The 17,755-nt window shown below is 72.0% G+C and carries 13 protein-coding genes and 2 pseudogenes; 4 read left to right on the top strand and 11 right to left on the bottom strand.

The features are described from left to right. Positions 1–27 precede the first annotated feature (27 nt). Positions 28–1,185 carry a citrate synthase/methylcitrate synthase gene (locus tag ACWDYJ_RS02705; RefSeq protein WP_451563633.1) on the bottom strand — a complete coding sequence of 386 codons (1,158 nt, stop codon included), beginning with the start codon at positions 1,183–1,185 and terminating at the stop codon, positions 28–30. Between the two features lie 70 nt (positions 1,186–1,255). On the opposite strand from ACWDYJ_RS02705, the gene ACWDYJ_RS02700 reads away from it, so the two are divergent. Then, complete coding sequence (locus ACWDYJ_RS02700; protein WP_451563632.1) at positions 1,256–2,494, top strand: citrate synthase; 1,239 nt, start codon at positions 1,256–1,258, stop codon at positions 2,492–2,494. Positions 2,495–2,549: 55 nt separating this feature from the next. On the opposite strand, the gene ACWDYJ_RS02695 is transcribed toward ACWDYJ_RS02700, so the two are convergent. Beyond that, on the bottom strand, positions 2,550–2,726 hold the full coding sequence (locus tag ACWDYJ_RS02695; RefSeq protein WP_451563631.1) for a hypothetical protein: 177 nt from the start codon (positions 2,724–2,726) through the stop codon (positions 2,550–2,552). 419 nt (positions 2,727–3,145) lie between these two features. Between ACWDYJ_RS02695 and ACWDYJ_RS02690 the strand changes: the two genes are divergently transcribed. Then, on the top strand, positions 3,146–4,762 hold the full coding sequence (locus tag ACWDYJ_RS02690) for an ATP-binding protein (protein ID WP_451563630.1): 1,617 nt from the start codon (positions 3,146–3,148) through the stop codon (positions 4,760–4,762). Continuing rightward, the gene (locus ACWDYJ_RS02685; RefSeq protein WP_451563629.1) at positions 4,759–5,487 is read left to right on the top strand and encodes a DUF7342 family protein; all 729 of its coding nucleotides are present in this window, start codon (positions 4,759–4,761) and stop codon (positions 5,485–5,487) included. Before ACWDYJ_RS02690 ends, ACWDYJ_RS02685 begins: the two co-directional genes overlap by 4 nt. Before the next feature lie 6 nt (positions 5,488–5,493). On the opposite strand, the gene ACWDYJ_RS02680 is transcribed toward ACWDYJ_RS02685, so the two are convergent. From ACWDYJ_RS02680 to ACWDYJ_RS02670, 3 genes are all read right to left on the bottom strand, one after another. After that, positions 5,494–7,086, bottom strand: a complete 1,593-nt coding sequence (locus tag ACWDYJ_RS02680) for a solute symporter family protein (protein WP_451563628.1) — start codon at positions 7,084–7,086, stop codon at positions 5,494–5,496. Continuing rightward, a complete protein-coding gene (locus ACWDYJ_RS02675; RefSeq protein ID WP_451563627.1) occupies positions 7,083–7,568 on the bottom strand; it encodes a DUF485 domain-containing protein in 486 nt (161 codons plus the stop codon). The genes ACWDYJ_RS02680 and ACWDYJ_RS02675 overlap by 4 nt, the downstream gene beginning before the upstream one ends. A gap of 197 nt (positions 7,569–7,765) precedes the next feature. Continuing rightward, complete coding sequence (locus tag ACWDYJ_RS02670) at positions 7,766–9,886, bottom strand: DNA gyrase/topoisomerase IV subunit B (protein ID WP_451563626.1); 2,121 nt, start codon at positions 9,884–9,886, stop codon at positions 7,766–7,768. A 447-nt stretch (positions 9,887–10,333) separates the two neighbouring features. On the opposite strand from ACWDYJ_RS02670, the gene ACWDYJ_RS02665 reads away from it, so the two are divergent. Then, positions 10,334–10,570 carry a DUF7455 domain-containing protein gene (locus ACWDYJ_RS02665; RefSeq protein WP_030239625.1) on the top strand — a complete coding sequence of 79 codons (237 nt, stop codon included), beginning with the start codon at positions 10,334–10,336 and terminating at the stop codon, positions 10,568–10,570. Between the two features lie 266 nt (positions 10,571–10,836). On the opposite strand, the gene ACWDYJ_RS02660 is transcribed toward ACWDYJ_RS02665, so the two are convergent. The 6 genes and pseudogenes from ACWDYJ_RS02660 to ACWDYJ_RS02635 form a co-directional block, all read right to left on the bottom strand. After that, positions 10,837–11,691, bottom strand: coding sequence for a S1 family peptidase (locus tag ACWDYJ_RS02660; RefSeq protein ID WP_451563625.1), 855 nt, complete (start codon positions 11,689–11,691; stop codon positions 10,837–10,839). A 98-nt stretch (positions 11,692–11,789) separates the two neighbouring features. Further along, positions 11,790–12,953, bottom strand: a pseudogene (locus ACWDYJ_RS02655) (RNA polymerase sigma factor); the annotation flags it as partial. 89 nt (positions 12,954–13,042) lie between these two features. Then, positions 13,043–13,355: pseudogene (locus tag ACWDYJ_RS02650) on the bottom strand (RNA polymerase sigma factor); the annotation flags it as partial. A gap of 359 nt (positions 13,356–13,714) precedes the next feature. Continuing rightward, positions 13,715–14,659 (bottom strand): FadR/GntR family transcriptional regulator, encoded by a 945-nt coding sequence (locus tag ACWDYJ_RS02645; RefSeq protein WP_451563624.1) that lies wholly within the window; start codon positions 14,657–14,659, stop codon positions 13,715–13,717. Positions 14,660–14,806: 147 nt separating this feature from the next. Beyond that, positions 14,807–16,825, bottom strand: coding sequence for an ATP-binding cassette domain-containing protein (locus tag ACWDYJ_RS02640; protein ID WP_451563623.1), 2,019 nt, complete (start codon positions 16,823–16,825; stop codon positions 14,807–14,809). A 152-nt stretch (positions 16,826–16,977) separates the two neighbouring features. After that, positions 16,978–17,724 carry an NUDIX hydrolase gene (locus ACWDYJ_RS02635; RefSeq protein WP_451563622.1) on the bottom strand — a complete coding sequence of 249 codons (747 nt, stop codon included), beginning with the start codon at positions 17,722–17,724 and terminating at the stop codon, positions 16,978–16,980. Positions 17,725–17,755 lie beyond the last annotated feature (31 nt).

Here is a 17,755-nt window from a genome sequence, read left to right as displayed (position 1 = left end):
GCGGTGAGGCGGGCCGTCAGCTGTCCGTCAGGCGAGCGGGGGCACCGGCCGGGGCGGGACGGGGCCGGTGTACCGGGCGGCGGGGCGGATGATCTTCGAATCGGCGGCCTGCTCCAGGACGTTCGCGCTCCAGCCGACCACGCGGGCAGCGCAGAAGGTGGGGGTGAACATCTCGCGCGGCAGCCCGCACAGCTCCATGACCACGCCCGCGTAGAACTCCACGTTGGTGTGCAGTTCCCGGCCCGGCTTCAGCTCGGCGAGGATCTCCTCGACCTGGCGCTCGACCTCGACGGCGAATTCCACGAGGGGGCCGCCGAACTGGCGGGCAATGTCACGCAGCATGCGTGAGCGCGGGTCCTCGGTGCGGTACACGGGGTGACCGAAGCCCATGATCCGGTCCCCCGCCAGGACCCGCTCCCGGATCCACGGCCCGATCCGGTCGGCCGTGCCGATGGCGTCGAGGGTGTCCAGGGCCCGGCTGGGGGCGCCGCCGTGCAGGGGGCCCGAGAGCGCGCCGATCGCCCCGGTCAGGCAGGCCGCGACATCGGCGCCGGTGGAGGCGATCACGCGGGCGGTGAAGGTCGAGGCGTTGAAACCGTGGTCGATGGTGGAGATCAAGTACCGCTCGACCGCGCGGGCCCTGACCGGGTCGGGCTCCTGTCCGGTCAGCATGTAGAGGTAGTTGGCGGCGTACGGGAGGTCGTCGCGCGGCTCGACCGGCTCCAGGCCCTGCCCCAGCCGGTGCAGTGCGGTGAGCAGGGTCGGTACGGCGGCGCAGGCGGCCAGGGCGTCGGCGGCCCGGCGGGTGGGGGCGAGGTCGTAGACGGGGCGGAAGCCGGCGAAGGCTCCGAGCAGCGAGAGCGCGGTGCGCAGCCCGGCGAGCGGGCCGGAGAGCGCGGTGGCCCGGGCGAGGGCCGGCAGGGCGTCCCGTACCTCGGCGGGCAGTCGGCGCAGCGGGGCGATCTCGGCGGCGAAGGCGGCCCGCTCGGCGGCATCGGCCGGCAGGACGCCGCGGAACATCAGGTGCCACACGTCCTCGAAGCCGCGGCTCTCGGCGAGGTCAACGGCCGAGTACTGGCGGTAGTGGTAGAAGCCCTCGCGGCCTCTGACGTCACCGAGCTCGGTCTCGGTGACCACGACTCCCGCGAGACCGCGGGGTACGTCGACGGTGGGGTTGTTGTTCATGGAAGGACCATCCGTCATGGATTCAATCGCTGTCAATGTTGATTGAATCAATATGTATAGGGTGGCCGTCATGACTGATGAGGCGGTCGGCACACCCCGGCTGAGCACCCGCGAAGCCGCGGAAGTGCTCGGCGTGAAGCCGGCGACCGTGTACGCGTACGTCAGCCGCGGCCAGCTCACCAGCCGGCGCGACCCGGTCGGGCGCGGCAGCAGCTTCGACGCGCGCGAGGTGGAGGCGCTGGGCCGGCGCAGCCGCCGCGAGGCGGCCACGGCCCCCGCCGGGGAGCTCGCCGTACGGACCTCGCTCACGCTGATCGAGCCCGACCGGTACTACTTCCGGGGCGTCGACGCCGTGGAACTGGCCTCGCGCTACGCCTACGAGGAGGTCGCCGAGTGGCTCTGGACCGGGACCCTCACGCGCGGCGCCCGGTTCACCGCTCCCCCCGAGTCCCTGGCCGCGGCCCGGCGGGCGGTCGCCTCGCTGCCCGAGCACAGCGGGCCGCTCGACCGGCTCCGCGTGGCGACGGCCGCCGCGGCGGTCGCGGACCCGCTGCGCTTCGACCTGTCCCCGGAGGCCGTACTGGGCTCCGCGCGCTGCCTGATCCCCACGCTGGTCGGCGCCCTGCCGATGGCGGGGCCGCACGGTCGCGGGACGGGGCCGACGGCCTGGCAGCTGTGGAGCCGGCTGACCGTACGCGAGCCGGATCCGGCGGCTCTGGACACCCTGGACCTCGCGCTGGGGCTGCTCATCGACCACGACCTGGCCGCCTCGACCCTGGCCGTACGGGTGGCCGCGTCGGCGCGGGCCCATCCGTACGCGGCGGTGTCCGCCGGGCTGGGCGCGCTCGAAGGGCCCTTGCACGGCGCGGCCGGGCGGCTCGCGCACCGGATGCTGGCCGAGGCGCTGGAGCGGGGCGGCGCCGCGCCGGTGGTCGCGGACCATCTGCGGGCGGGCCGGCGGGTCCCTGGCCTCGGGCACCGGCTGTACGCGGGCGAGGACCCGCGGGCCCGGGCCCTGTTCGCGCGTCTGGAGACGCTGCCCCAGGCCGGTCCCGCGCTCGCGGCCGCCCGCGAGGTGGTCGCGACCACCGCCGCCCGGCGGCCCGGCCTGCACGCCAATGTGGACCTGGCTCTGGCGGTGCTCACGGTGTCCTGCGGCATGGGACCGGAGGCCGGCGAGACCGTCTTCGCGGTGGCCCGTACCGCGGGCTGGATCGCACACGCACTGGAGGAGTACCGGGAACGGCCCCTGCGGATGCGCCCGAGCGGTCATTACCAGGGCCCCCGCCCACCTCAGCCCCTCCCCTAGGCAATGCCCCCTCACCTCACCCCGCAGGCCGCCCGCCCCGGCCTCACGGGCTACGTCACCGCTCGGCGATCGCCTCGGCGTCGCGGCCCAGGCGATCGGCCAGTTCGCCGAGCGTACGGGCGACCGGGGGGACCGCCACGGTGAACCCGGCGGAGGGCGGCGGTGCATCGCGGTGGGGCAGCACCAGCCGGCTCCTCGCCGACAGCAGCTTCACCGGCGGCGCCCTGTCCACCCCGCGCGTCTACCTGGCACCGCGCAGCTCCTTCGGGCGACCAGGTGGTGACCGCCGGGCGCAGCGACCTGGTCGTCGTCCCGCCCGGCCTCGACCACGCCCTCGCCGCCGCACCTGGTGAGAATGCCGACATCCCATCGTCATCGCGCCCGGTGTCGGACGGTTCGAGCACTTCCGCCACCTGGAGCGCATCGCCTACGGCAAGGTGCCGCCCGAGTCCCTTCTGGACGTCCAGGAGTCCTACGACGCCTACTTCTCCCGCAGCGAACCGTGGAACCTGGCCCGCCAGGAGCGGCCGCCGGGGCACCGTGAACGGGCCGGAGCCCGCCCCGGGGCAGCCTGGACGGCGCCCGGCACCGTCGAAGTCCGGACACCGAGGACATTCCGCTTTTGCCGGAGGCGACCTACGGTTACTGGTCATGCGGTTCCCCCTCATGAGCGCTCGGCGCCTCGGGCTGCCCAGAAGGGCCGTCTCCCAGATCCTCCTCACCCAGCTGGCCATCGCCGCCGGCGTCCTCGTGCTGGCCACCGGCCTCTTCCTGGCCCCCCTCAGCGCCCAGCTGGACGACCAGGCCATGCGGCGCGCCCTGGCCATCGCCCAGAGCGCCGCCGCCGACCCTTCCCTGGCCGCCGACGTCCTGGCGACGGTGCCGATGGCGGACACTCCGGTGCAGTCCGCGGCCGAGCGGATCCGCAGGGCGACCGGGGCCGAGTACGTGGTCGTGCTCGATCTGAACGGGATCCGCCGCTCGCACCCCAGCCCGGGCCGGATCGGGCTGCCGGTCTCGACCGACCCGAGCGACGCTCTGGCGGGCCGCGACGTGATGGAGATCGACGACGGCACCCTGGGCCGCTCGGCCCGCGGCAAGGTTCCGCTCATCGCCGCCGACGGCGAGATCGTCGGCGCGGTCTCGGTCGGCATCGCCTACGACAGCGTCCAGGCCCGACTGCTCGGCGCCATCCCCGGTCTGCTGGCCTACGCCGGCGGCGCCCTGGCGGCCGGTGCGCTCGCCGCCTATCTGCTCTCGCGCAGGATCCAGCGCCAGACCCGCGACCTGGCCTTCTCCGATATCGCCGGCCTCCTCGCGGAGCGCGAGGCGATGCTGCACTCCATCCGCGAAGGCGTGATCGCCCTCGACAAGGACGGCCGGATCCGGCTGGTCAACGACGAGGCCGCCCGCCTCCTGGGCCTCGCCCCGCACAGCCCGCACGCCCTCGCCGGACGCCCGCTGGACGACGTACTGGGCGCGGGCCGCACCACCGACGTCCTCTCCGGCCGCGCCACCGGGCGCGATCTCCTCACCGTCCAGGGCGCGCGGGTCCTGGTCGCCAACCGGATGCCCACCGCGGACGGCGGCGCCGTCGCCACCCTGCGCGACCGCACCGAACTGGAGCACCTGGGCCGCGAGCTCGACTCCACCAAGGGCCTGATCGACGCCCTGCGCGCGCAGGACCACGAGCACGCCAACCGCCTCCATACCCTCCTCGGCCTGCTCGAACTGGGACTGCACGAGGAAGCCGTGGAGTTCGTGACCGAGGTCGTCGGAGTGCACCGCACCACTGCCGAGCAGGTCACCGAGAAGGTCCACGACCCCCTGCTGGCCGCCCTGCTGGTCGGCAAGGCCACCGTCGCCGCCGAGCGGGGCGTCCCCCTCCGGCTGGCCGCGACCAGCCTCCTGCCCGACCGCCTGGTGGACCCCGGCGGACTCGTCACCATCCTGGGCAATCTCGTGGACAACGCCCTGGACGCGGCGGCGGGTTCGGCCGCTCCCCTGGTCGAGGTCGACATCCGCGCGCAGGGCCGCACGGCCGTCCTGCGGGTGCGCGACAGCGGCCCCGGGATCCCCGCCGGACGCCGCGAGGAGATCTTCACCGAGGGCTGGTCGACCAAGCAGCCCAAGGCCCACCGCGAGCGCGGGCTCGGCCTGGCCCTCGTACGCCGCCTCGCGGAGCGGCAGGGCGGCAGCGCCCGGGCCGGCGAAGCAGCGGACGGAGGGGCGGAGTTCTCCGTCGTACTTCCGGAGGCCCTGAGATGAACGGGACGCCGGTCCACAAGACGCCCCAGCACGGAACCCTGGTCCACGTATTGGTCGTCGACGACGACGTGCGTGTTGCCAGGATCAACGCGGCCTACGTGGCGAAGGTTCCCGGCTTCCAGGTGACCGCTCAGGCCCATACGGCCGCCGCGGCACTGGAGTTCCTCACCGCCCACCCGGTGGACCTGGTCCTCCTCGACCACTACCTCCCGGACGAGAACGGCCTCGACCTGGTACGCCGCCTGCGCCAGCTCGGCCACCACACCGACGTGATCATGGTCACGGCCGCTCGTGACCTGGCCACGGTCCAGGCGGCCATGCGCCTCGGCGCCCTCCAGTACCTGGTCAAGCCGTTCACCTTCACCGGCCTGCGCTCGAAACTGGAGGCCTACGCCGCCCTTCGCCGCTCCCTCTCCGGTGGTGGCGAGGCCGAACAGGCCGAGGTGGACCGGATCTTCGGAGCGCTCGCCGCGGCCGGGTCCCCGAACGAAATGCCCAAAGGGCACTCCCCCACCACCGCGGAACTGGTCCGCCAGGTCCTGCGCACCGCCGGGGGACCCCTTTCCACCCAGCAGATCGCCGACCGCGCGGGCATCAGCCGCCAGACCGCCCAGCGCTACCTGAAGCTCCTTGACCGCAGCGGCCGCGTCACGCTGGCCCTGCGCTACGGCGAGACCGGCCGCCCGGAACACCGCTACACCTGGCGCCCGTCGGAAGGGCCCTGAGCGGGCTCACACCGCCCCGGCCCCTGTCAGGGAGCGGACCTCCGTCTCCGCGTGCCTGCGCTCGTCCGGCTCCTCACCGGAGGTGGCCGTGCCGAGCCAGCCCGCCAGGAAGCCGAGCGGAATCGAGACGATGCCCGGGTTCTGGAGTGGGAAGTACTGGAAGTCGACGCCGGGGAAGAGCGCTTCCGGGCTTCCGGAGACCACGGGTGACAGGACGACCAGCAGCACCGCCGGGACCAGCCCCCCGTACACGGACCAGACGGCCCCGCGCGTGGTGAAGCCGCGCCAGAACAGCGAGTACAGCAGCACCGGCAGGTTCGCCGAGGCCGCCACCGCGAAGGCCAGCCCCACCAGGAAGGCCACGTTCAGATTCTGTGCGAGCAGCCCGAGCGCGATCGCCACCGCGCCGATCCCGACGGCCGCGACCCTGGCCACGGCCACCTCGCTGCGCTGCCTGGCACGCCGCCGCTTGAGAGAGGCGTAGAGATCGTGTGCGACGGAGGCCGACGAGGCCAGGGTGATCCCGGCGACCACCGCGAGGATGGTCGCGAAGGCGATGGCGGCGACGAAGGCGAAGAGGACGGCGCCCCCGGTCGACCCGGCCCCTCCGCCGAGGAAGGCCGCCAGTAGCGGAACGGCCGTGTTCCCGGAGGCGTTGGAGGCCCGCACCTCGTCCGGACCCACCAGTGCGGCCGCCCCGAAGCCGAGCACGATGGTCATCAGGTAGAAGGCGCCGATCAGTGCGATCGCCCACACCACCGACCGGCGGGCGGCCCGTGCCGTCGGCACGGTGTAGAAGCGCGACAGGATGTGCGGCAGCCCCGCCGTGCCCAAGACCAGCGCGAGGCCCAGACTCATGAAGTCGAAGCGGGACGTCCAGTCACCGCCGTACTTGAGGCCGGGGCCCAGGAACCGGTCGCCGTGCCCGCTGCGCTCGGCGGCGCTCGCGAGGAGTTGCTCGACGTTCCCGTGGAAGCGTGTCAGTACGAGCACGGTCAGGGTGATCGCCCCGCCCATCAGCAGCACGGCCTTCACGATCTGGATCCAGGTGGTGGCCCGCATCCCGCCGAAGGACACGTAGACCACCATCAGCGCACCGACCCCGACCACGGCCAGGGTCCGGGCGCCGGGACCGGAGTCGCCGAGCAGCAGACCCACCAGGCTGCCCGCCCCGACCATCTGCGCGACGAGGTACAGCACCGAGACGACGACCGAGGAGGTGCCGGCCGCGATCCGCACCGGCCGCTCGCTCATCCGGGCGGCGACCACGTCGGCGAGGGTGAAGCGGCCGCAGTTGCGCACCAGTTCGGCGACCAGGAACAGCACCAGCAGCCAGGCGACGAGGAAGCCGACCGAGTAGAGCATGCCGTCGTAGCCGAAGAGGGCGATCAGCCCGGAGATGCCCAGGAAGGAGGCGGCGGACATGTAGTCGCCGGCGATGGCGAAACCGTTCTCCATGGGGGAGAACAAGCGCCCACCGGCGTAGAACTCCTCCGCCGAGCCGTGCCGGTTGCGGCTGACCCAGGTGGTGATGCCCAGGGTGACCGCGATGAAGACGCTGAACAGGAGCAGCGCGAGGGTCTGGTGCTCGGTGGTCACCGGTCCGCCCCTCGGGTCCGGATCCGCTCCTGGTCGCGCTCCTGCTCGAAGACGGTCCAGCGCAGGTCCAGCGCGGCCCGGTCGCGGCGCAGCCGTGCGTGCCGGGCGTACGCCCAGGTCAGCAGGAAGGTGCTGAGGAACTGGCCGAGCCCCGCCAGCATCGCCACGTTGACCGCGCCCGCCACCGGCCGGGCCATCAGCCCGGGCACCACGGTGGCCGCGATCACGTAGGCGACGTACCAGAGGAGGAAACCGGCGGTCGCGGGGACGACGAACCTTCGGTAGCGGCTGCGGACTTCCTGGAAGGCGGCGCTGCGCTGCACTTCCAGGTAGATGTCGGACGCGCCGGACGCGGGCCGGGCCACCGGGCCCTGAAGGGGCGGGAGCGTCTCCTCGCCCTCGCCCCAGCCCACGGCCAGGGCGTCGTACCAGGGGTCGTCCAGCCGGATCGTTCCGGCATCGCGACCATCGTGCTTGTCCACCGAACTCTCCTTGTCCGCTGCCGCAATGGCCGCGTGCCCACAAGGATGTGCGGAATGGACGGTTTCCGGACTGGTGTCCCGGCGCTCTTCACTCCTTCAGGTGATGGAGCGAAGAGCCACGGTGTGCCGCCGCCCGGCCGGTGCCTCGGGCACCGGCCGGGCGGGCGCCGGGGTGTCCGCCGGAGCCGGCGCCCGGATCAGGCGTCGATGCGCGAGCGGTCCAAGGTCGCGGCGGAGCTGGTGATGAACTCCTTGCGCGGGGCCACCTCATTGCCCATGAGCAGGTCGAAGACCTGCTCTGCCGAGTCCAGGTCGCCGATGTTGATCCGCCGCAGGGTGCGGAAGCGCGGGTCCATCGTGGTCTCCGCGAGCTGGTCGGCATCCATCTCGCCGAGGCCCTTGTAGCGCTGGATGGCGTCCTTGTACCGGATGTTCTTGCGCTGGTACTCCAGCAGGGTCTGGCGCAGCTCGTTGTCCGAATACGTGTAGACGTACTTGTCCTGGCCCTTCTTCGGCTGGACGAGCTCGATCCGGTGCAGCGGCGGCACGGCGGCGAAGACGCGGCCCGCCGCGACCATCGGCCGCATGTACCGCTGGAAGAGCGTCAGCAGCAGGCAGCGGATGTGCGCGCCGTCCACATCGGCGTCGACGAGCAGGACGATCTTCCCGTAGCGGGCCGCGTCGAGGTCGAAGGTACGACCCGATCCGGCTCCTATGACCTGGATGATCGCCCCGCACTCGGCGTTCTTGAGCATGTCCGAGACCGACGACTTCTGGACGTTGAGGATCTTGCCGCGGATCGGCAGGAGCGCCTGGAATTCCGAATTCCGCGCGAGCTTGGCCGTACCGAGAGCCGAGTCGCCCTCGACGATGAACAGCTCGCTGCGCTCCACGTCGTCGCTGCGGCAGTCGGCCAGCTTCGCCGGCAGCGAGGAGGTCTCCAGCGCGGTCTTGCGACGCTGCGCCTCCTTGTGCTGACGGGCCGCGATCCTGGTCCGGGCGGCCGCGACGATCTTCTCCATCACGGCGCGGGCCTGCTGCTTGTCGTCGCGCTTGGTCGAGGTCAGGAAGGCCTTGAGCTCCTTGGCGACGACGGCGGCGACGATCCGGGTGGCCGCCGAGGTGCCGAGCACCTCCTTGGTCTGGCCCTCGAACTGCGGCTCGGCGAGACGGACGGTGACGACGGCCGTCATGCCCTCCATCGCGTCGTCCTTGACCACGTCGTCCTCGGCGACGCGCAGCAGTTTCGCCGAGCGCAGCACCTCGTTCACGGTCTTGGTGATCGAGCGCTCGAAGCCGGAGACGTGGGTGCCGCCCTTGGGGGTGGCGATGATGTTCACGAAGGACTTGACGTTGGTCTCGTACCCCGTGCCCCAGCGCAGGGCGATGTCCACACCGAGCTCGCGCGTGACCTCGGTGGGCGTCATGTGGCCGCGGTCGTCGAGGACCGGCACGGTCTCCTTGAAGATGCCCGTGCCGGTCAGGCGAAGCACGTCGCAGACGGGCTTGTCCTGGGTGAGGTACTCGCAGAACTCGCTGATGCCCCCGTCGAAGCGGAAGCTCTCCTCGGTCTTGCCCGCCCCGTCGATGCCGCGCTCGTCACGGACGACGAGGGTCAGACCGGGGACGAGGAAGGCCGTCTGGCGGGCGCGCTGGTACAGCGTCTCGAGATTGAGCCGGGCGTCCTTGAGGAAGATCTGGCGGTCGGCCCAGTAGCGGACCCGGGTGCCGGTGCGCCCCTTGGGGACACGCTTGATCTTGCGCAGTCCGCCCGCGGGGTCGAAGGGGCTGTCGGCACCCTGTTCGGTGAAGACACCGGGGACACCGCGGCGGAAGCTGACGGCATGCGTCGAGCTGTTCCGGTCGACCTCGACGTCGAGGCGGGCCGAGAGGGCGTTGACCACGGAGGCGCCGACGCCGTGCAGGCCACCGGAGGCCGCGTACGAGCCACCGCCGAACTTGCCGCCGGCGTGCAGCTTGGTCATGACGACCTCGACCCCGGAGAGGCCGGTCTTGGGCTCGACGTCGACGGGGATGCCGCGGCCGTTGTCGCGGACCTCGACCGAGGAGTCCTCGTGGAGGATCACCTCGATGTGGTCGCAGTAGCCGCCCAGGGCCTCGTCGACGGAATTGTCGATGATCTCCCAGAGGCAGTGCATCAGGCCTCGGCTGTCGGTGGAGCCGATATACATTCCGGGGCGCTTGCGGACGGCCTCGAGGCCTTCGAGGACGAGCAGGTGCCGCGCGGTGTAGTTGGATGCGTCCCGGTCTGCTCCGGACAGCAGCGCGCTGGAAGGCACGGACGTGTCGGCGGTCACGCAGTTCGCTCCTCGCTGAATTTCTTTTCTGGCCCGGTCGGGCGCAGGGGTGGCTCGGTTGCCGGTCAGAGGGTACCGAGGCCTGGTAGAGCCGATGCAACGCCACCCTCGTGCGTTCCTCAGCCTAGTGCAGATCCGCACTCTTGTTCGATCCCCCGGGAGGGTGAAGCAAACATCACGTTCCCTTCCACGCATGAACCATTTAGGGTTCGGGCACGTCCTCATGAACAACCGGCGGTCACGCCGGGGAGGACGGGAACTGCTACAAGCGAACGACTGACAACGCGAAACCGTAAAGCAACGCAATACGGCTCCTTCGCCGCCAACCGGCAACAGCCGGCCAGCTTCGGAAGGAAGTTTCGAGGAAAAGCCGCGAGCGGGAACGTTTTCGGCCTGGTTGGATGTTGACCCTGGTACGACAGCTCGTCGAGCTAGAGAAGAGGCGACGTGACTACTGTTCTGACACCCGCGACCCCGCTGACGGCCGCTGACCGATGCGACCGTTGCGGCGCCCAGGCATATCTGCGCGTCGTCCTCCTGAGCGGTGGTGAACTGCTCTTCTGCGCCCACCACGGGCGCAAGTTCGAGCCGGAACTCAAGAAGATCGCCGCGGAAATACAGGATGAGACCGAGCGGCTCACGTCCGCTCCGGCCGCTAACGCTGCCGACACCGAGGACCGCTGACACAAGGCCTATACCTCGCATCCGACGAGCCAGGACCGGCCAGGCCGGTCGACGGGCGGCATCCCTGAGACCCAGGGACGCCGCCCGTCCTCATGCCCGAAACGTTCGAGGTGGTCCGCCGGCAGGGCTCTTCTGCCCCGAGACGGCAGTCCCCCTACCGCCACAGGGCCGCACCGGGGGCTGACGCGGCCCCCGCGCGGCGTACCCGTGCCGCCCAGAAGGCCGTACGGGCCCCTGGAGCGCCTCCGCCCGCCGCCCCGGCATCCTTACGCCCCGCCCCGCCGCGCGGCCCCCTCCGGGCCGCTCACGAAGTCGGCCAAAGGGGCGATCCGCGTGTAGACGCCCGGGCTGTCGGCACGCCCGCAGCCGCGCCCCCACGACACCACGCCGATGAGCCGCCCTCGTGCCACGAGCGGCCCGCCACTGTCCCCCTGGCAGGCGTCCTTGCCGCCCTCCTGCTCTCCCGCGCACACCATGGAGTCGGGCCGGTACTGCCCGTCCGAGTCCCCCGGGTACGCCTTGCCGCAGACCTCGTCCGACAGGACCGTCACAGAGGCCGCACGCAGCCCGTACGCGTAGTCACCGAATCCGCTCGTGTCGCCCCAGCCGTAGACGGCCGCTTCGGTGCCCGCCCGGTAGGCGGGATGCCCGGCCTCGGCCATGGGGAGCACGTAGTGCGCCGGAAGGGCTTCGGCCAGTTCGAGGACGGCGAGGTCTCCCGCGTTGCTCGCCGGGTCGTACGCGGGGTTCACGCGCGCCGCGCGCACCGCGATCTCCCGGCCGTCGGCCGCACGTAGCTCGGTACGCCCGGTGATCACCTTGAAATCGGCGACGGACGCGACCGGACCGCCCAGCACCTGGCTGCCCAGGCAGTGGGCCGCCGTCAGTACGGTGGTCGGGGCGACGACGACGCCCCCGCAGAACTGCCCGTCCCGGGTACCCCCGAACCGGTCACGGCTGGCGAGGGCCACGACCCAGGGACTGTCGGCCGCCTTCACCGGCTTCCCGCCGATCACCACGCTGTCCGCGGCCGCCCGGGGCACCTGGACCAGCGGCGCCGCGGCCGCTCCCGCCACCAGGGTCAGCGCGCCCGCCAGGGCACGGGCAAAGGAACGACGCATGAGGCCTCCTGACTCTGAGTGTGTATGACTCCACCCAGAGTGGGATGCCCGGTGGCCGTGCGCACCCGCGCACGGCCACCGGGCAGACCCGCGTCCGGTCAGTCCAGGTAGTCGCGCAGTACCTGGGAGCGGGACGGGTGGCGCAGCTTCGACATCGTCTTGGACTCGATCTGACGGATCCGCTCGCGCGTGACGCCGTAGACCTTGCCGATCTCGTCGAGGGTCTTGGGCTGGCCGTCGGTGAGGCCGAAGCGCATCGAGACGACACCGGCCTCGCGCTCGCTCAGCGTGTCGAGCACCGAGTGCAGCTGCTCCTGCAGAAGCGTGAAGCTCACGGCGTCGGCCGGGACGACCGCCTCGGAGTCCTCGATGAGGTCACCGAACTCGCTGTCGCCGTCCTCGCCGAGCGGGGTGTGCAGGGAGATCGGCTCGCGGCCGTACTTCTGGACCTCGATGACCTTCTCGGGGGTCATGTCGAGTTCCTTGGCCAGCTCCTCCGGGGTGGGCTCGCGGCCCAGGTCCTGGAGCATCTGGCGCTGCACGCGCGCCAGCTTGTTGATCACTTCGACCATGTGCACCGGGATGCGGATGGTGCGGGCCTGGTCGGCCATGGCGCGGGTGATCGCCTGCCGGATCCACCAGGTCGCGTACGTGGAGAACTTGTAGCCCTTGGTGTAGTCGAACTTCTCGACGGCGCGGATCAGGCCCAGGTTGCCCTCCTGGATCAGGTCCAGGAAGAGCATGCCGCGGCCGGTGTAGCGCTTGGCCAGGGAGACCACGAGGCGGAGGTTGGCCTCCAGCAGGTGGTTCTTGGCGCGGCGGCCGTCCTCGGCGATGATCTCCAGCTCGCGCTTGAGCTTGGGCGCCAGCTTGTCGGAATTCGCCAGCTTGTCCTCGGCGAACAGGCCCGCCTCGATGCGCTTGGCGAGCTCGACCTCCTGCTCTGCGTTGAGGAGGGGGACCTTGCCGATCTGCTTGAGGTAGTCCTTGACCGGGTCCGCGGTGGCGCCGGCCACGACGACCTGCTGGACGGGGGCGTCGTCCTCGTCGTCGGAGATGACGAAGCCCTTGTTCTCCTCGCCCTCTTCCTCCTCGTCGCCCTCGGCCTTCACGGCCTCGGCACCCTGCTCCGAGGTCTCCTCTTCGCCCGCGTCCGCGTCCTTCTTGGCAGCGGTCTTCTTCGCCGCCGCCTTCTTCACGGCGGCCTTCTTCGCGGGGGCGGCCTTCTTGGCGGCCGTCTTCTTCGCCGCCGCCTTCTTCACGGCGGGTTCGGTTCCGGGCTCCTGCGCGAGGGCGCCGTCGGCGTCGGGGACCGTCGTCCCGGGCTCCGCGGCTGCCTCGACGTCGTCGGCCGTGTTCGCCGCGACGGTCTTGGTCGCCGTCCGCTTGACGGGGCTCTTCGCCGCGACGCTCTTGCGGGTGGTGGTGCGCTTGGGCGACTCCGCGGCACTGACCATCAGCGTCACACCCTCTTCCTCGAGGATCTGGTTGAGGCTGCGCAGAACATTCTTCCACTGGGTCGCAGGAATCTGGTCAGCCTCGAAGGCCCGACGCACGTCATCGCCGGCGATCTGCCCCTCGGCCTTGCCCCGCTCGATGAGCGCCATCACGGACTCGGAATCGGCGATCTCCGGCGGGAGCGTACGGGATGTGCTGGCCGACACGAACAACCTCTCGGAACGATGGGAACGGCTTCCGACCCCGGCCTGGTGCTGGACCGGAGCCGACGACCACCGACTGGGGATGGGCCGGGGGCGCGGGCAGGGGCCGGGGAGCTGCACAGCACCCCCAAGGGCTGCTGTCTTCCCTCCGTCGGCCATCACCTCTTACGTCATCGCGTGACGTCGCGGAGCGTTACGCCCAATCTTGGTGGCCAGAGTCACATCCGGTGGACCGCCATGCCGCTCATACGGTCGTACACCGGCATTCGGGGGCGTTGATCAGCCCCGCACGCCGGTGTCGCCGGACCCGAAACGGGCCCGGCGACAGATGGTGCACCCCCGCGCCCCTGCGCGTCGGCGCCTCAGTGCTCGCGCGGGGCGGGGACCACGCGCTCGACCTCCGGATGCACCGTCAGCAGCTGGCGCATGGCGTTCTCGGCTCCCACGGCGTCACCGGCGGCGATGGCCTCGACCATCCGCGCGTGGTGCGCGACGCCGGCCTCGCTCGGGCGGTCGCAGGCGGTGACGGGGCTGCCGGACACCTGGAGGGCGGCCGAGACGATGCCCGACAGGTGCTCCAGCATGCGGTTGCCGGCGACCTGGATCAGGAGCGCGTGGAACTCGTTGTCGGCGCGCGCGAAGGTGATCACGTCGCCCTGCCCGAGGGCGTGGCCCATGATCTCGACCATGTCGGTGAGGCGCTGCTGGATGTCCGGGCGGCCGTGGCCGGCGGCCAGGCGGGCGGCCAGCGGTTCGATGGTCCAGCGGAGCTCGCCGAGCTCGCGGCGCTGGTCGTCGCGCTGGGGGCCGAAGGCGCGCCATTCGATGATGTCGGCGTCGAGGAGGTTCCAGTCGGCGACCGGGCGGACCCGCGTGCCGACGTTCGGGCGGGCGCTGACGAGGCCCTTGGCCTCCAGGACCCGCAGCGATTCGCGGACGACCGTACGGGAGACCTCGAAGCGCTGGCCGATCTCCTCGGGGACCAGCGGCCGGTCCGCTCCGAGGTCGCCGGAGACGATCATCTGGCCGAGCTGCTGGACGAGTTGGCCGTGCAGTCCGCGGCCTCGGCTGCCGGTCGCCCGGCGGCCGACGCGGCTCAACTCGACGTCGGCTCCGTCCCAGTGGGGCGGCCCGACCCGGTCGGGCACGGAGGAGGCCTCCGCGTAGGGGTAGCGGTCGAGTTCGCCCGGGCCGGCGAGGCCGGTCTCGGCATGGCGGGCGGCGGTCATCATGGTGTGCGCAAGGGTACTCACGAATCCTTTGTCGGCCGTGCTCCCATCACCCTTGAGGTCTTTGGTGAAAAGCACACGAAAGGGTGATCGGTGCCACCTACGCAATTGACGACTTATCGTAAAGAACCGGGCCTTTTGCGGGGAGTTGCGGTCCGCTTCGCCTGATTTCACGCGATGTGGACTTCTACGGTCATCCCGGCGCCTTCTCCGGCACTGGAACGATCACCAACGAACACGGGAGCGCAGTCCTGTGAACCCATAGGCGCACAACAGGACCATCAGTGACAACACCAGTGCGGTCCCGACAGGTTGGGCCATCACCCGAAGGGCGCCCAGCACGAGCCGGTCCGCCTCCGGTGGCCACTGCGACCAGGACAGGTCGCGCAGCCGGGAGGCGATCCCGCTCACCGGGTACGCGGACGGCCCGTCCAGCGCCTTGCGCACCAGCGGTACGACCATCACCGGCACGGCGAGCACGGCGGCCAGGCCGGCGGACGCGGAGCGGAAGACTCCGGAGGCGAGCACCCCGGCCCAGGCGCAGCCGATGAGCAGCCCGGCCCAACTCACGGCCGGGGAAACCCACTCCGCCGGGAAGCGCAGCGGGCCGGCACCGAAGACGAGCCGGAGGGCCGCCACATCGGCGGTGACGGCGAGGGCGCCGAGCAACAGGGCGAGAGCGGCGCAGACGCCGAGCTTGGCAGCGAGCAGCCCCATCCGCCGCGGCACCGTGCCGCGACCGGCGGCGAGGGCGGGGTAGCGGTACTCCTCGCCGAAGGCCAGGGCGCCGAGCAGTCCCGCACCGAGCGCGGCGGGCGGCAGCGGCAGCAGGCGGGGCCAGGCGGCCAGCAGCCGGTTCTGCGGAGTGTGCCCCGCACGCGCCAGCACCAGGGCGGTGACGACGGAGGCGACCACGACCAGGGCGGCCGTCAGGAGAGGGGTCGCGGTGCCGCAGACGCGGCGCAGCTCGTAACGCAGCGGTTGCAGCGGCCCGCCGACCCGGCGCACCGCCGAGGCTGGCCGCCCGGACCGGGCCCGCCGGCTCCGCCCTGGCCTGTCATGTCCGTCATGTCCGTCGGCTTCCGGCGCGGGACCGAATCCGGCCTGGGCAGCGGGGGCAGGTCGGGGGCCGGAGCCGGGGCCGGGCATCGATTGCGGGTGGACGCCCGGATCGGGGCGGAGGGCGGCACCCGGCGCGGGCTGCGGATGGACCCCGAGGTCGGGGCGCGGGTCGGGAGGGGGGATGGGCTGAGGGTGGGTGTCCGCGCCGGCTCCGGCGAGGACCTGGGCGCCGGCTTCGACGCGGGCCACGTCCACGCGCGCCGGGACCCCCGCTCGGGTGCGGGCCTGCGGGACGGGCGGGACCTGCGGTCCGGCGTCGCCGGTCTCGTCGGCGAGCTGGTGGACCAGGACGCCGTGCCGGAACGCCGCCTCGCCGACCTCGGCGCAGCTGCTGCCGTACACCGACAGACGGATGCCGCTCTCTTCGACGATCTCCACCGGGCGCTGGGCCGCCCGGGCCTCGCGGCCCAGTACGTCGGCCAGCCGGGCGGCGTGCGGGGTGCGCACGGCGACCCGGGGCCGCAACCGGGTGCGGGCGAAGTCCGCGGCGTCCTGGTCGGCGACGAGCCGGCCCGACGCGATGGAGACCACCCGGTCCGCGCTGCGGGCCGCTTCCTTCGCGTCGTCGGTGGTGAACAGCACCGCGCCGCCCAGGGAGGCGTGACCGCGCAGCAGAGCGTGCAACCAGCCGCGCTCCCGGGCGCAGAGACCGGCGGCCGGCTCATCGAGGAGCAGGGTGCAGGGATCGGCGAGCAGGGCCGCGGCCAGCCCGACCCGGCGGTCCATGCCGAGCGAGAGCGAGCCGAGCCGCTGGTCGCGCAGGCCGCCGATGCCGACGACCTCCATCAGGGTGTCGGCCCGGGAGGCCGGCACGCCGACGGCGGCGCACAACATGCGCAGCTGGTTGCGAACGGTCCGCGACGGATGTCCGGGAACGTCGCCGAGGAGCACGCCGACCTCACGGCCGGGATGCGGGATCCGGTGGAGCGGACGGCCGCGGAAGTACGTGACGCCGCGGCCCGGTTCGAGTTCGAGCATGAGCCGCAGGGCGGTGGTCTTGCCCGAGCCCGGCTCGCCGAGCAGGGCGGTCACGCACCCGGGGCGGGCCTCGAACGTGAGGTCGTCCACGAGGGGCGGCAGATTTCGACGGGGTGCGCTGGTGATTCCGATGGCCTGGAGCATCGCTTCTCTCGCGGGGGGTGAGACCGCTCTGCGGCAGGGTGAGTACCGCAAGCAAGATAGCGCGATATGTCCGATTTTCGACGTAACCGGCCCGGCCTGGTGCCGATGTTGCCGCCGACGGCGGTGACGGCGGTGGTATCGCCTCCGGAGGGTCAGACTTCCGGACGCAGCATCGGCGGGTTGAGCAGGGTCGCTCCGCCGGCCCGGAACAGTTGGGCGGGCCTGCCCCCCTGACGGGTCGTCGTCCCCCCGGCCGGCACGAGGAATCCGGGGGTCCCGGTGACCTTGCGGTGGAAGTTCCGCGGGTCGAGCGCCACGCCCCACACGGCCTCGTACACCCGGCGCAGCTCGCCGACGGTGAACTCGGGCGGGCAGAACGCGGTGGCCAGGGAGGAGTACTCGATCTTCGAGCGAGCCCGTTCCACGCCGTCGGCGAGGATCCGGGCGTGGTCGAAGGCGAGCCCGGCGGACGCCTGGTCGGAAATCTCCAGGAGTTCGTCGACGGGAGCCCAGCGGGCGCTGTTGGCGTCGCCGCCGGCCCGGGGCGCCGGAAGGTCCGGAGCCAGCACCAGGTGCGCCACGCTGACGACCCGCATGCGGGGATCCCGCTGGGGATCACCGTAGGTGGCGAGCTGTTCCAGGTGCGCCCCGTTGCCCACGCCGGGAAGCGCCGGGTCGTGCGCGCACAGCCCGGTCTCCTCGGCGAGCTCCCTGGCCGCGGCTGCCGCCAGGTCCTCGTCCCCGCGGACGAAGCCGCCGGGCAGCGCCCAGCGCCCCTGGAACGGCTGCTCACCCCGTCGTACGACCAGCGCGCAGAGCGCGTGGCGCCGCACGGTGAGCACGACCAGGTCGACGGTGACGGCGAAGGGCGGAAAGGCCGACGGGTCGTAGGGCGACATGCCGCGATCATAGTCGTCTGCCTGACGATAA

Source organism: Streptomyces sp. NPDC003042 (genome assembly GCF_053591315.1).
Note: the sequence above shows the minus strand (reverse complement) of the source record. Positions and strands in the feature narration are given on the sequence as shown.